At 67.9% G+C, this 13,910-nt stretch carries 10 protein-coding genes and 2 tRNA genes; 6 read left to right on the top strand and 6 right to left on the bottom strand.

What is annotated here, in order from left to right:
• Positions 1 to 25: 25 nt before the first annotated feature.
• Entirely contained in the window at positions 26 to 925 is a 900-nt protein-coding gene (locus N5C18_RS01000; protein WP_164241144.1) for a LysR family transcriptional regulator, read from the bottom strand.
• A gap of 99 nt (positions 926 to 1,024) precedes the next feature.
• Between N5C18_RS01000 and N5C18_RS00995 the strand changes: the two genes are divergently transcribed.
• The gene (locus N5C18_RS00995; RefSeq protein ID WP_279943598.1) at positions 1,025 to 1,771 is read left to right on the top strand and encodes a sulfite exporter TauE/SafE family protein; all 747 of its coding nucleotides are present in this window, start codon (positions 1,025 to 1,027) and stop codon (positions 1,769 to 1,771) included.
• Between the two features lie 185 nt (positions 1,772 to 1,956).
• Here the strand turns inward: N5C18_RS00995 and N5C18_RS00990 are convergent.
• Both N5C18_RS00990 and N5C18_RS00985 read right to left on the bottom strand, forming a co-directional pair.
• Positions 1,957 to 2,041: transfer RNA gene (locus N5C18_RS00990), tRNA-Leu, on the bottom strand.
• A 154-nt stretch (positions 2,042 to 2,195) separates the two neighbouring features.
• Positions 2,196 to 2,280: transfer RNA gene (locus tag N5C18_RS00985), tRNA-Leu, on the bottom strand.
• A gap of 128 nt (positions 2,281 to 2,408) precedes the next feature.
• On the opposite strand from N5C18_RS00985, the gene rnr reads away from it, so the two are divergent.
• From rnr to rlmB, 3 genes are all read left to right on the top strand, one after another.
• The gene (gene rnr, locus N5C18_RS00980) at positions 2,409 to 4,868 is read left to right on the top strand and encodes a ribonuclease R (RefSeq protein ID WP_279943597.1); all 2,460 of its coding nucleotides are present in this window, start codon (positions 2,409 to 2,411) and stop codon (positions 4,866 to 4,868) included.
• Positions 4,869 to 4,962: 94 nt separating this feature from the next.
• Positions 4,963 to 5,445 (top strand): GFA family protein, encoded by a 483-nt coding sequence (locus tag N5C18_RS00975; RefSeq protein WP_053512162.1) that lies wholly within the window; start codon positions 4,963 to 4,965, stop codon positions 5,443 to 5,445.
• A 106-nt stretch (positions 5,446 to 5,551) separates the two neighbouring features.
• Entirely contained in the window at positions 5,552 to 6,295 is a 744-nt protein-coding gene (gene rlmB / locus N5C18_RS00970; RefSeq protein ID WP_008265272.1) for a 23S rRNA (guanosine(2251)-2'-O)-methyltransferase RlmB, read from the top strand.
• A gap of 428 nt (positions 6,296 to 6,723) precedes the next feature.
• On the opposite strand, the gene N5C18_RS00965 is transcribed toward rlmB, so the two are convergent.
• Genes N5C18_RS00965 through N5C18_RS00955 form a run of 3 tightly spaced genes read right to left on the bottom strand, consistent with a single transcriptional unit; the run spans position 6,724 to position 11,353 of the window.
• The gene (locus tag N5C18_RS00965; RefSeq protein WP_053511440.1) at positions 6,724 to 8,163 is read right to left on the bottom strand and encodes a TolC family protein; all 1,440 of its coding nucleotides are present in this window, start codon (positions 8,161 to 8,163) and stop codon (positions 6,724 to 6,726) included.
• Positions 8,160 to 10,118 carry a MacB family efflux pump subunit gene (locus tag N5C18_RS00960; protein ID WP_006427858.1) on the bottom strand — a complete coding sequence of 653 codons (1,959 nt, stop codon included), beginning with the start codon at positions 10,116 to 10,118 and terminating at the stop codon, positions 8,160 to 8,162. Before N5C18_RS00960 ends, N5C18_RS00965 begins: the two co-directional genes overlap by 4 nt.
• Positions 10,115 to 11,353 (bottom strand): efflux RND transporter periplasmic adaptor subunit, encoded by a 1,239-nt coding sequence (locus tag N5C18_RS00955; RefSeq protein ID WP_053511439.1) that lies wholly within the window; start codon positions 11,351 to 11,353, stop codon positions 10,115 to 10,117. Before N5C18_RS00955 ends, N5C18_RS00960 begins: the two co-directional genes overlap by 4 nt.
• A gap of 203 nt (positions 11,354 to 11,556) precedes the next feature.
• On the opposite strand from N5C18_RS00955, the gene N5C18_RS00950 reads away from it, so the two are divergent.
• Together N5C18_RS00950 and N5C18_RS00945 are read left to right on the top strand one after the other, a co-directional pair.
• Positions 11,557 to 12,285 (top strand): response regulator, encoded by a 729-nt coding sequence (locus N5C18_RS00950; protein ID WP_006427862.1) that lies wholly within the window; start codon positions 11,557 to 11,559, stop codon positions 12,283 to 12,285.
• Between the two features lie 6 nt (positions 12,286 to 12,291).
• Positions 12,292 to 13,701, top strand: a complete 1,410-nt coding sequence (locus tag N5C18_RS00945; protein WP_006427864.1) for an ATP-binding protein — start codon at positions 12,292 to 12,294, stop codon at positions 13,699 to 13,701.
• The last annotated feature ends 209 nt before the right edge of the window (positions 13,702 to 13,910 follow it).

The raw sequence follows: 13,910 nt of genomic DNA, 5'->3' as shown, positions 1-13,910 counted from the left end.
CGGCAGAGGATGTGTCAACAAGATTTCACGCTTTTTTCTGCGGCGGTACGCCCAGGTGATGAAGCAGGCTGCGCATCGCTGGCGACAGCTGCGTCCACTCGGCAAAACAGGCGCACAGGCGACGTTGTGCCCATGCATCGGCAAGCGGTACCGCGACAGTGTGCGTGCTGCGCCGATGCTGGCGGGCGATGGTACGCGGCACGATGCCGACCCCGATGCCGTGGCCGACCATGATGCACACGCCTTCGAAGGTCTTCATGCGGATACGCACGTCCAGGCGGCGCCCGATGTCGCGCGCCTGGTCTTCAATGTAGGTCTGCAATGCATTGCCATCGGCCAGCGCAACGAAGGTCTCGCCGGCAACCTCGGCGAAGGCCACACTGCGTCGCGATGCGAAACAGTGGTCTGCGGGTAGCAGCATCACCAGCGGATCTTCGGCCACCACATGCTGCTGCAGGCCGGCGGCGTCGACGGCATCGCTGATGATGCCGGCCTCGGCCTGGCCGGCACTGATCGCACGCACGACTTCAGGACTGGTCCGTTCCAGTAGTTCGACATGCAGGCGCGGGCGCTCGGCCAGCCAGGGGGCGAGACGCGAGGGCAGGTAGTTGGTCAGCGCTGCAGTGTTGGCATACAGGTGCAGGGTGCCGCGCGCGCCATGCGCGAACGCCTGCAGCTCGCCGCGCAGCTGCGCCTGTTGCTGCAGGATCAGGCGGGCATGATGGGCGAGGGCAGCGCCAGCCTCGGTCAGGCTGACCCCGCGCGGGTGCCGGTTCAACAATGCCGTACCGGCGTCGGCTTCGATCGTCCGCAGGCGTTCACTGGCCGAACCGAGCGCCAGGTTCGCCTGCGCGGCGCCGGCCGTGATGCTGCCCGCCTCGGCAATGGCCAGGAACAGCCGCAGGTCGGCGATGTCCATCCGCATGTCGTGCCCTCATTGCAACGCCCGAGCCTTCGGGTCAGCCGAAGGCGAGGCCGGGAAGACCGCATTGTGCGCCGGGCGGTGGCCCGATCCAATGAAGGCATGAATGAATCGATGTACTTCTACGTGCTGCTGCTCGTGGTGTTCGTGCTGGCCGGCATGGTCAAGGGCGTGACCGGGATGGGCCTGCCGACGGTGGCCATGGGCCTGCTGGGGGGCGCGCTGTCTCCAGTGGCGGCGGCGTCGATGCTGTTCATCCCGACCTTTGTCACCAATGCATGGCAGCTGGCGTCCGGGCCGTCACTGGGCCGCATCGTGCGGCGGCTGTGGCCGATGATGCTGGCGGTGGTGGTGGTGACGCTGGGCTCGGCCGCGCTGTTGGTGCGGGTCGATCGCACCTGGTCGCGCATGGCACTCGGCGTGGCGCTGGTGGTCTATGCGGCCTATGCGTTGCTGGCCCCGGTGTTCCGTGTTCCGCAGCGGCGCGAGCGTTGGCTGGGGCCGCTGGTGGGGGCGCTTTCGGGCGTGGTGACCGGCGCGACCGGTGTGTTCGTGATGCCGGCGGTGCCGTACCTGCAGTCGCTGGGATTGCAGCGCGAAGAACTGGTGCAGGCGCTGGGGCTGGCGTTTACCGTGTCGACGATTTCGCTGACCACCGGCCTGGTGCTGCACGGCGCGTTCGGTATCCAGCAACTGGGCCTGAGCGTGCTGGCGGTGATACCCGCGTTGCTGGGCATGTGGCTGGGGCAGCTGATCCGGCAGCGGATCAGTGCGCGGGTGTTCCGCGCCTGCTTCCTCGGGTTCCTGCTGCTGCTCGGGCTGGAGCTGGTGCTGCGGCCGTTTTTCTGAAGCGCCCTGCCGCCCGTGTACGTAGCGTCGAGCCTGCTCAACTGCTTTGCGCTTCGTCATGCATGGCATCAGTCGAGCAAGCTCGACTCTACGGACCGGTGCAGTCGAGCATGGCTCGACGCTACGAAGGCCCGGATTCCGGACATGAAAAAACCCGCTCTCGCGGGTTCTTCTCATTCTCGACATGGTGCCCAGGAGAGGACTCGAACCTCCACGGTTTTACCCGCTAGTACCTGAAACTAGTGCGTCTACCAATTCCGCCACCTGGGCGTCGAGGAGCGAGATTATGGGGTGTTGTTACGGGGGTGTCAACACCCTGGTGAAGCCATTCTGGATTCCCGACCACGCCTGTCGATCAGGGATCAGGATCCATCGCCATGCAGCAGGCAAAAAAAATCCCCGCCGGAGCGAGGAGTTTTTTCGTTGGTGCCCAGGAGAGGACTCGAACCTCCACGGTTTTACCCGCTAGTACCTGAAACTAGTGCGTCTACCAATTCCGCCACCTGGGCGTTCCAGAGGCGCAATTGTGAAGATGAATCCGCAGGCTGTCAACGACTTCCTGCAATTTTTTCACGCAGCGCCTTCAAGGCGGCCACTGACCCGTTCTGCACGCCGTCACCGGCTACCATGTAGGGCGATGACTACCAAAAAACCAAGCAAGGGCGGGAGCAAGTCCCGCAGCCAGGCCCCGAAGAAGGGCGCCAAGGCGGGCGCGGCCCGCACCACCAAGCCGGGCAAGCCGCTGCCGGGCTGGTTCCCCGAATTGAACGAAGGCGGCGCGCCGCCGCGTGGCCGCAAGCGCCACGGTGATGATGCACCGGGCCCGGCTCCGGGCCGCAAGTTGCCGCCGACCGGCAAGGTGATCGACGATCCCTATGCCGCCCGCGAGGCAGAAAAGTACGAACAACCCATCGCCAGCCGCGAGGCCATCCTGGCTTTGCTGGAGCGTTGCGAAGGGCCGCAGACCGCCGAAGAACTGGGTGCGCGCCTGGGCCTGGGTGCGCCGGACCGGGCCGAAGCGCTGTCGCGCCGGCTCGGCGCCATGGTCCGCGATGGCCAGCTGGTGCAGAACCGGCGCGGTGGCTTCGCCCCGATCCAGACCCTGAACCTGGTCACCGGCGTGGTGATCGCCAACCCGGAAGGGTTCGGCTTCCTGCGCCCGGTCGAAGGCGGCGACGACCTGTTCCTGCCGCCGTATGAAATGCGCAAGGTGATGCACGGCGACAAGGTGCTGGCGCGCGTGACCGGCATCGACCACCGCGGCCGCCGCGAGGGCAGCATCGCCCGCGTGCTGGAACGTGGCATGACCCGCCTGATTGGCCGCTTCAGCGTCGAGATGGGCATCAACTACGTGGTGCCCGACGACAAGCGCGTGCAGCGCAACGTGCAGGTGCCTCCGGACCAGACCGGTGGCGCGCGCGATGGCCAGCTGGTGGTCTGCGAACTGACCCAGGCACCGGACAGCCGCCGCCCGCCGATCGGCCGCATCATCGCCGTGCTCGGCGACAAGCTGACCGCCTCGCTGGTGGTGGAGACTGCCATCCACGGCCACGAACTGCCGTTCGAGTTCCCGCAGGAAGTACTGGACGAAGCCGCATCGGTACCGCTGGTGGTCGAGCCGTCGATGATCGGCGACCGCGTCGATCTGCGCAGCACGCCGCTGGTCACCATCGACGGCGAGGATGCCAAGGACTTCGACGACGCGGTGTACTGCGAGCCGAATGCCGATGGCTTCCGCCTGGTGGTGGCGATCGCCGATGTCTCCAACTACGTGCGCCCCGGCACGTCGCTGGACGAGGAGGCGCAGAAGCGCGCGACCTCGGTGTACTTCCCGGGCTTCGTGGTGCCGATGCTGCCGGAGACCCTGTCCAACGGCATCTGCTCGCTGATGCCCAAGGTCGACCGCATGTGCTTCGTCTGCGACATGCAGATCGACCGCGACGGCCTGGTCACTCATTCGCGCTTCTACGAAGCGGTGATGAACTCGCACGCGCGCCTGACCTACACCCAGGTGTGGAAGGCGGTGGGCGAGGATGATGCCGATACCAAGGCCTGGATGGGCGATCTGCTGCCGCAGGTGCAGCGCCTGCACCAGCTGTACAAGGTGCTGTCGAAGGCGCGCGCCAAGCGCGGTGCCATCGAGTTCGAAAGCAGCGAAGTGCGTTTCGTGCTGGACAACCGCGGCGAAGTGACCCAGGCCGGCATGCTGGTGCGCAACGACGCGCACAAGCTGATCGAGGAATGCATGATCGCGACCAACGTCGAGGCGGCCAAGTACCTGCTGTCGCGCCACGTGCCGGCCCCGTACCGCATCCACGAGAAGCCACCGGAAACCAAGTACGCCGACCTGCTGGAATTCCTCAAGGAGTTCAAGCTGAGCCTGCCGCCGTGGTCGAAGGTGCGCCCCGGCGACTACACCAAGCTGCTGAAGAAGATCCGCGACCGCCCCGATGCCACGCTGCTGGAATCGGTGCTGCTGCGCAGCCAGAGCCTGGCGATCTACAGCCCGGACAACCACGGCCACTTCGGCCTGGCGCTGGAGGCGTACGCGCACTTCACTTCGCCGATCCGCCGCTACCCCGATCTGCTGGTGCATCGCGCGATCAAGCACGCGCTGTCCGGCAAGCCGCTGGACAAGTTCACCTACAACGCGCGCGAAATGGCCGCGTTGGCGCTGCAGTGTTCCGAGCGTGAGCGTCGCGCCGATGAGGCCGAGCGCGAGGTCGACGAGCGTTACCGCGCGGCGTGGATGGAAAAGCACGTCGGCGGGCAGTTCGACGGCGTGATCAGCGGCGTGACCAGCTTCGGCCTGTTCGTGGAACTGGACGAGTCGAAGGTGCAGGGCCTGGTGCATGTCACCCAGCTGCCGCAGGACTATTACAAGTTCGACGCCACCCGCAAGACGCTGACCGGCGAACGCCGTGGCAGCAGCTACCGGCTGGGCGACCGCGTGCGCATCCTGGTGCTGAAGGCCAGCATGGAAGAACGCAAGATCGACTTCCGCCTGGTCGAGCACAAGGGCGAGGACGAGGGCGACGGCCTGCCGCCGCTGCCCGAGCGTGGCAAGCCGGCCAAACGGAAGAAAGAGAAATATTGATGGCCGTGGTAGTGCCGGCCGCTGGCCGGCATCCATGGCACCCTCGGCACCGACGGGTTGCCGGCCAGCGGCCGGCACCACCAGGAGACATCGCATGCAGGGCCAACCCGAGTACAGCGGCGGCTGCCAGTGCGGCGCGATCCGCTTCCAGGCGCGCGGCGAGCTGACCGACAGCTCGATCTGCCACTGCCGGATGTGCCAGAAGGCCTTCGGTGCCTATTACGCGCCGCTGGTGTCGGTGCGCGGCGTGCAGTTCAGCTGGACCCGCGGCCAGCCGCGTTACTTCCAGTCGTCCAACGTGGTCCGGCGGGGATTCTGTGCCGACTGTGGCACCCCGCTGACCTACGAGGCGCCCGACGGCGTGGCAATCGCTGCCGGCGCCTTCGACCAGCCCGAGCGCCTGCCGCCGACGATCCAGTACGGGGTGGAGCGCAAGCTGCCGTTCGTCGACGCGCTGGGCACCCTGCCGGCGCGGAGCACCGAGGACGACGTCGCGTCGCTGGCGTTCCTGGCCACGATCGTGTCCCACCAGCACCCCGACCACGACACCCCGCACTGGCCGCCGCGCAGTCGATGACCCACCTGTAGAGCCGGGCCTACGCTCGGCTGGCGGGTGGCCGCCGCCGCAGCGCCCGGCCCGCCGATGCTCTACCATAGCCACCCCCTTTCCGGTCCCCGCCCGCATGAGCAAGAACAGCCAGTGGATCGTCGGCGTCAACGCCGTCGCCTCCTCCATCGAGAACGACGCCGAGAACGTCCGCGAAGTGCTGGTCGAGGCCGGTGCGAAGAATCCGCGCCTGACCGAAATCGAGGAAAACGCCCGCCGCAAGGGCATCGACGTGCGCAAGGTGAACGCCCAGGCGCTGGATGGCGTGGGCGGTTCGGTGCGCCACCAGGGTGTGGCCGCGCGTTATGCCGCCGCCCGTACCTACAGCGAGAACGAGCTGGAAGGCCTGGTCACCGCGGCCGAGGGCAAGGCCCTGCTGCTGGTGCTGGATGAAGTGCAGGACCCGCACAACCTCGGCGCCTGCCTGCGCTCGGCGGCGGCCGCCGGTGCCACGGCGGTGATCATTCCCAAGGACAAGTCGGCCACGGTCAACGCCACCGTGCGCAAGACCTCGGCCGGTGCCGCCGACCGCATTCCGGTGGTGGCGGTGACCAACCTGTCGCGCTGCCTGAAGGACCTGCAGAAGCAGGGCGTGTGGATCTACGGCCTGGCCGGTGAAGCGACCGCTTCGCTGTACCAGCTGGACCTGAAGGGCAACATCGCGCTGGTGCTGGGCGGCGAAGCCGATGGCCTGCGCCGCCTGACCCGCGAGAACTGCGATGGCCTGGTCAAGATCCCGATGCCGGGCGAGATCGAGAGCCTGAACGTCTCCGTCGCCGCCGGCGTCAGCCTGTTCGAGGCCGTGCGCCAGCGCGGTTGATCGGCACTGCTGGATGATTGATCGGGGGTCAGATCCCTCTCCGCAGGAGGGGGCTCTGACCCTTTTTTGTGCTCCTTTTTCGTGCGGCGCTGCGGGCTCACCGGGCATGGCCCGGCGCTACCGTGTCGACCAAGGTCGACACCTACCAACAGCCGCAGGAAACCGTCGAAGGCGGGGTGGGTCCGGTGGCAGGGGTGTGAGCCGCATGGATGCGGCGACCAAGCCCCCATGGGTGAGGGCGCTTTGCTTGCGAAGCACTGCTTCGCAAGCGCCCGAACGCACAGCCGCCAGCGGCTGGGCCGGACCCCGGAGGGGGGTTCGCGGCGTCCCCTGTCACCGGACCCACCCCGCCATTCAACGGAATGCCCCGTTGTTGACGTTGATGTTGACGTTGTTTTGGCGGGTGCGGGGCGCAGCCCCGCATCGCCTCACCCCGCGCTGCCGCCCAGCGCCTTGAACAGGGTCACGTCGTTGTTCAGCTGGCCCTGGCGCACGCGCGCCAGCGACAGCTCGGCATCGCGCCGCGTCTGCTGTGCCTCCAGCCAGGTGCGCAGGTCGGTGGCACCCACGCGGTAGCGCACTTCCTGCGCGCGCTCCACTTCCACCGCTTCGTCGTACGAGGCCTGCGAGGCCGCCACCTGGCGCGCCAGCTGCTCACGTGCCGACAGCGCGTTGTCCACTTCCGAGAGCGCGGTGTACAGCGTCTTGCGGAAGCTGGTGGCGGCGATCTGGTAGGCGGTGCCCGCGATGTCGGTATCCAGCTGCGCGCGCTGCAGGTTGAGGAACGGCAACGACAGGCCGGCGCCCAGCGTGGCCACCGGGTTGCGCAGCACATCGCCCAGCGAGGTCGCGCTGGAACCGAGGCTGCCGGTCAGGCTCAGCGCCGGGTAGTACTGGGTGGCGGTCACCTTGATGGTCTTCAGGCTGTTGCGCAGGCGCAGTTCGGCCGCGCGCAGGTCGGGACGGCGGCCGAGCAGGTCGGTCGGCAGGCCCTCGGCGATGCCGGGGCTGCGTGCGCCCAGCAGGTCCTGGGGTTCGTCCTGCTGCGGCCAGGGCGTGCCGTCCAGCAGCACGGTCAGTGCATTGCGCGCCTCCACCCGCTGCTGTTCCAGCGCGCTCTGCGAGGAGCGCTGCGACTGCAGGTTCTGCAGTGCCTGGCGCACTTCCAGGCGCGATACCGCACCGGCGTCGAAGCGGGCCTGCACCAGTTCGCGGGTGCGTTCCAGGCGCTCCAGGTTGGCCTGGCCGGTGGCGATGGACTGGTTGAGGTAGGCCAGGTTCCAGTACTGGTTGATGGTGTCGCCGATCACCAGCAGTGCGGTGTTCTGGCGGTCTTCCTCGCTGGCCTGCGCTTCCCAGCGGGCGATGTCGCGCTGGGTGCGCAGGCGGCCCCACAGGTCCACTTCCCAGCCCAGCGAGACGCCGGTGGAGTAGCTGCGACGCCAGTCGTCAGCCTGGTCGGTGGCGCGGCTGGCATTGCCGCTGACGCCGGATGACGAAGGCTGCGGCCACAGCGCGTTGCTGGCCAGCCCGGCCTGCAGGCGCGAACGCTGCACCGCCAGGCCGGCGGCGGCCAGGTCGCTGTTGGCCGCCAGCGCCTGCGCCACCAGGCGGTCCAGGCGTTCATCGCCGAAGCCGGTCCACCAGGTGTCCAGGCGGATGTCGCGGCCCGGTGTGTCCAGGCTGCTGCGCGGGTCGTCGGCCGGTGCGTTGAGGGTGGCATCGCCCCGGCCGTAGCTGGCCGCCACGTCCGGTTCCTTTATCGGATAGCGGCCGACCGACGCACAGGCGGACAGGGCGAGCAGCACGGCGCCAGCCAACAGCAGGCGCGAGGGAGCAGGGAAGGGCAGTCGGGTCATCATCTTCATTCGCGGGCCAGGGCCTCCACCGGGTCGAGCTGCGCCGCGTTGCGTGCCGGCAGGAATCCGAACGCCACGCCGATCAGGGTCGAGCAGGCGAACGCAGCGATGATCGAGGCCGTGGAGAACAGCACCTGGAAGTCGCTGGCGAAGCGGCCGATCATCGAGCCCAGCAGCAGGGCCAGGCCGATGCCGAGCACGCCGCCGAGCAGGCACACCAGTACCGCTTCGATCAGGAACTGCTGGCGGATATCACTCTGGCGGGCGCCGACGGCCATGCGCACACCGATCTCGCGGGTACGCTCGGTGACCGAGACCAGCATGATGTTCATCACGCCGATGCCGCCGACCAGCAGTGCGATGGCGGCGATCGCGCCGATCAGCAGGGTCATCGTGCGCGTGGTCTGCTCGATGGTGTCGCGGATCTCGGCGCTGTTGCTGAGGAAGAAATCCTCGGTGCCGTGGCGCATCGTCAGCAGGCGGGTGATCGCTTCCTGTGCGGCATCCATCGGAGTGCTGTCATCCACACGCACGGTGATGCTGGATACGTGGCTCTGGCCCAGCATGCGCGACATCACCGTGGTGTACGGCACCCACACGCTCAGGCTGGTGCTGCCACCGAAACCGAAGCTCTGGCGCTTGGCCACGCCCACCACGCGCGCCGGCACGTTGCCGAGCAGGATCACCTGGCCCACCGGGTCGACATCGGGGAAGAACTGGGTCTGGGTGTTCTCGTCGATCACCGCCACCTGGCCCAGGCCCTTCACCGCATCGGCATCGAAGAAGCTGCCGCTGAGCAGGGTTACGCCCTTGACCCGGAAGAACTGCTCGCCAACACCGCTGACCTGGGCGGTGGAGGACTGGTTGCGGTAGCGCGCGGTGACCGAGGTCGACACGCTGGGGGTGGCACTGTCCACGTAGCTCTGCTTCGCCAGGGCGTCGGCATCGCTGGCCTTGAGCGTCTGCACGCGTGCCGAGCGCATGTCGCCGAAGCCGCGGCCGGGGTAGACGTCGATGGTGTTGGTGCCCAGTGCGCTGATGTTCTGCAGGATCTGCTGCTGTGAGCCGTTGCCCAGCGCCACCACCGAGACCACCGAGGCAATGCCGATGATGATGCCGAGCATGGTCAGGAAGGTGCGCAGCCGATGTGCGTTCATCGCCAGCAGGGCCATGCGGAACGCTTCGGTGAAGCGGTCGCGGGCGGCCCGCCAGCTGTTGCCGTGGGAGACGCCGGTGCTGGCTTCGCGCTGCGCGCGGTAGCTCGGCGCATCCGGATTGGCGCGATCGGCGATGATCTCGCCGTCGCGGATCTCGATGATGCGCTGTGCGTGCTGGGCCACGCTCATGTCATGGGTGACGATGATGATGGTGTGGCCTTCGGCATGCAGCTCACCGAGGATCGCCATCACTTCCTCGCCGGATTTCGTGTCGAGTGCGCCGGTCGGTTCATCGGCCAGGATCACCTCGCCACCATTCATCAGCGCGCGCGCGATCGATACGCGCTGCTGCTGGCCGCCGGACAGCTGGCCCGGCTTGTGGTGCATGCGGTCACCCAGGCCCAGCCGCTGCAGCAGCTGCTCGGCACGCGCGTTGCGCACCGGGCCGGGGCTGCCGGCGTATACCGCTGGCACTTCCACGTTGCCGCGCGCATCCAGATCGCCCAGCAGGTGGTAGCGCTGGAAGATGAAACCGAAATGCTCGCGGCGCAGCTCGGCCAGCTCGTCCGGCTCCATCTTTCCGGTTTCGCGGCCGGCCACCTGGTAACTGCCGCGGGTCGGGCGGTCGAGGCAGCCGAGGATGTTCATCAGCGTCGACTTGCCCGAACCGGACTGGCCGACGATGGCCACCATCTCGCCGGCATGGATATCCAGATTCACGTCGCGCAGCACGGCGATGACATCCTCGCCGGCCGGGAATTCGCGTCGCAGGTCGCGCAGGCGCAGCAGCGGCGCCGTCATGCTCATCGGCGCCCCATGCCCGGGCCACCGACCCGCATCTGCATGCCGCCACGGTTGCCGCCGCCGGCGGCGCCGGCCGCGCTGGCTTCGCCCACCACCACGCGCTCGCCTTCCTTCAGCCCGGACAGGATTTCGGCGGATGCGCCGTTGTTGATGCCCACGGTGACCTTGCGCGGCTGCGGCTGGCCCTTGTCGTCCAGCACCCGCACCGTGCGCTCATCGCCACGGCGCTTGGGCCCCAGTGCCACCGACGGCACCATCAGCACGCCCTTGGCCTGCTTCAGCAGCACCGAGACCTGGGCGGTCATGTCGATGCGCAGCGTGCCGTCCGGATTCTCCACGTCGAACAGCGCGTTGTAGTAGACCGCGCTGCTGGAGCTGGAGCTGGACGAGCTGCTGGAACTGGACGAACTTTCGTTGGCGATCGAGGCCGGCGCCGGATTGATCTGGCGGAGCTTGGCGTGGTACTTGCGGTCCGGGTCGCCCAGCGTGGTGAAGTACACCGGCATGCCGGCCTTGATCTTGACCACGTCGGCCTCGGAGATCTCGGCATTGACGGTGACCACGTCCAGCCGTGCCAGCATGACGATGGTCGGTGCGGTCTGGTTGGCGTTGACGGTGCGGCCTTCCTCGGCCACCACCGCGACCACGGTGCCGTCCATCGGCGCGGTGATGCGGGTATAGGCCAGGTTGGCGCGGGCGGTGCCCAGCTCGGTTTCGCGGCCCTTGATCTGCGCCTCGTAGGACTGCAGCTGGGCACGGGCGGTCTTCAGCTGCGCCTCGGCGGCATCGTATTCCTGGCGCGAGGTGGCCTCGGCGGCCAGCATCTGCTGCTGGCGCGCGAACTCCAGTTCGGCCTGGCGCAGGGTGGCCTGCTGCACCGCGCGCTGGGCGGTGACCTGGTCCAGCGAGGCCTGCGCGTTGAGCACCTGGTTCTGCTGGGTGGTGGCGTCGATCTCGGCGATCAGGTCGCCTTCCTTCACCGTGTCGCCCAGCTGCACCTTCAGCGACTTGATCTGGCCCGAGGCCTGCGCACCGACGCTGACCAGCTTGTAGGCATCGATCACGCCGGTGGCCTCCACGGTCTGCTCGATGTCGCCGCGGCTGACCGGGGTGGTCGCCACCGCCGGGGCGGCAGGCTTGCGCAGCAGCCACCAGGCAGCGACGGCAACGGCAAGGGCAAGCAGGGCGATCAGTATCAGTCGACCCCGGCGGGTCGCGGGCAGCAGGCGGAAACTCACGTCGTGGCTTCACTCTCGGGGCCGCGGCAGCGGCGTTGGTGGGCATTGTGAAGATCGACCGGCAGGGGGCCAATCCTCGGGGTATGTCTCTATGTAACACTGTCGGTGAATACGCGTAACCACAGGTATCGCGGCCTCGGCTGGATACACTGGTACGCATTGCCCCGGATGCGGTTCAGCTGCCGACACGGGATGATCGCGACATGGAGACCGAAAACACGATGCATCGATTGCTGATCGTCGACGACGACAACGACATCCGGACCCTGCTGGCCGAACAGCTTGGCCGCGCCGGTTACCAGGTGAGCACGGCCGCCGATGGCACCGCCATGCGCCAGCTGCTGGACCGCGAGCACGTGGACCTGATCGTGCTCGACCTCAACCTGCCACGCGAAGATGGCCTGACCCTGTGCCGCGACCTGCGCGCGCGCTCGAACACCCCGGTGATCATGCTCACCGCGCGTGCCGAGCCGATCGACCGCGTGCTGGGCCTGGAAATGGGCGCCGATGATTACCTGGCCAAGCCGTTCGAGCCGCGCGAGCTGCTGGCGCGCATCCGCAACGTGCTGCGCCGCACCGAAGCGCTGCCGGCCAACCTGGAGCCGTTGGCGGTACGCCGCGCGCGCTTCTCGCGCTGGATATTCGACCTGGAGCACCGCCACCTGGTGGACCCGGACGATCGCGTGGTGGTGCTGTCCGGTGCCGAGTTCCGGCTGCTGCGGGTGTTCATCGCGCATGCCAACAAGGTGCTGTCGCGCGAGCAGCTGGTGGCGCTCAGCAGTGGCCGCAACTACGAGGCGCAGGACCGCGCGATCGACCTGCAGGTCAGCCGGCTGCGCAACAAGCTGGGCGATGACGGCGGGCCGGACGGCCTGATCAAGACGGTGCGCAACGAAGGCTACGTGCTGGCCTCGTCGGTCAACCTGGAATAGGTCGCGATGAAGCGCCTGCGCCATTTCCTGTCCTCGATGGTCGGGCGGCTGTTCGTGATCCTGCTGCTGGGCATGAGCGTGGCCGCGATCGGCGCGACCATGCTGGCCACCTCCAAGCGCCAGCAGGAGTTCGAGCGGCAGAACCTGAATCGCATCGCCGACCGCCTGCAGGGCTACGTCAACCTGCTCGACGGCAACCCCGAACTGCGCGAGCGGCTGCTGGAGGTCGGTGGCCCCAGCGTGCGTGCGCTGCTGCCGGGTGCGCGCCTGGGCCGGGCCGATACGGCCTTGATGGAAGTGCTCGATGACCGGCCCGGCCCGGTGTCGCGCGCGCACGTGCACTTCACCTCGTTCCGATCGTGCATCCCGAAGCTGCAGGATCTGCTGCCGCCGCCGCCGCCCGGGCATCGCAAGCATCCGCGCGAGCGCGATCCGGCGTTCATTCCGCCCAAGTGCCGCGCGGTCGACGTAACCCTCAACGACGGTACGCTGCTGAAGCTGGCGCTGGACTCGCCAGCGGTGGCCCACAACGGCATCCTCGCCGTCGACCCGTGGTTCCTGACCCTGCTGGTACTGGCGATCGCGGTGCTGGCGTACATCGTCGCGCGCATGGCCAGCGCGCCGCTGCAGGAGCTGGCGGCCGCCGCCGAAGACCTAGGCGATGACCTGCAGCGGGATCCGCTGCCCCTGCGCGGACCGCGCGAAGTGCAGCGTGCGGCGGAAGCCTTCAATGCGATGCAGCACCGCCTGCAGCGGCATCTGGCCGAGCGTACGCAGATGCTGGCGGCGATCACCCACGACCTGCAGACCCCACTGACCCGCCTGCGCCTGCGCCTGGAAAATGTCACCGACGAGGTGCTGCGCGAGCGCCTGATCGGCGATCTGGCGGCGATGCAGGCACTGGTGCGCGAAGGCCTGGAACTGGCACGCAGCGCCGAAAGTGCCGAGCAGCGTGCGGCGCTGGACCTGGATTCACTGCTGGAGAGCATCGTTGAAGATGCCGCCGAAGGGGGCGCCGATGTCGTCTTCGAAGGCGGGACCGGAGCGGTGCTGATGCTGCGCCCGCTGGCCATGCACCGCCTGTTCTCCAACCTGGTGGACAACGCGGTGATGTACGCCCAGCGCGTGCGGGTACGGGTGGAGCGCAGTGGCGGCGCGATCACCGTCATGGTGGCCGACGATGGCCCCGGGCTGGCCGAGGACCAGCTGGAAGCGGTGTTCGACCCGTTCGTGCGGGTGGAAACCTCGCGCTCGCGCGAAACCGGTGGTGCCGGGCTGGGGCTGACCATTGCCCGCGCGCTGGCCGAGAAGGATGGTGCGCGCCTGTGGCTGCGCAATCGCGCCGAAGGCGGGCTGGAAGCTGTGGTGCAGTGGCCGGCCAGTGCGCAGGTGGTGCCACCGGGCCGGGCTGGCTGAGCAGACACGGGAGGGGCTGCATTCCGACAGGCCCCGCCGGATACTGACGCGATAGCCCTGCTTGCAGCACGATAGGGCGAAAGCGTCACATGCGGTAATCGCCTGCGCTGCAAGGCGTTGCCCAGACATTCGGGGCAATTGCGTCAGCGTTGAATTGCCTGCGCTGCGTGCGGCCCGTCACCTGAAGCCATCGAAGTTCCTCGCGGATG

The sequence above is a fragment of the Stenotrophomonas sp. GD03930 genome, from assembly GCF_029839665.1.
GTDB lineage: Bacteria > Pseudomonadota > Gammaproteobacteria > Xanthomonadales > Xanthomonadaceae > Stenotrophomonas > Stenotrophomonas forensis.
This window is presented reverse-complemented; position numbering and strand designations above follow the sequence as displayed.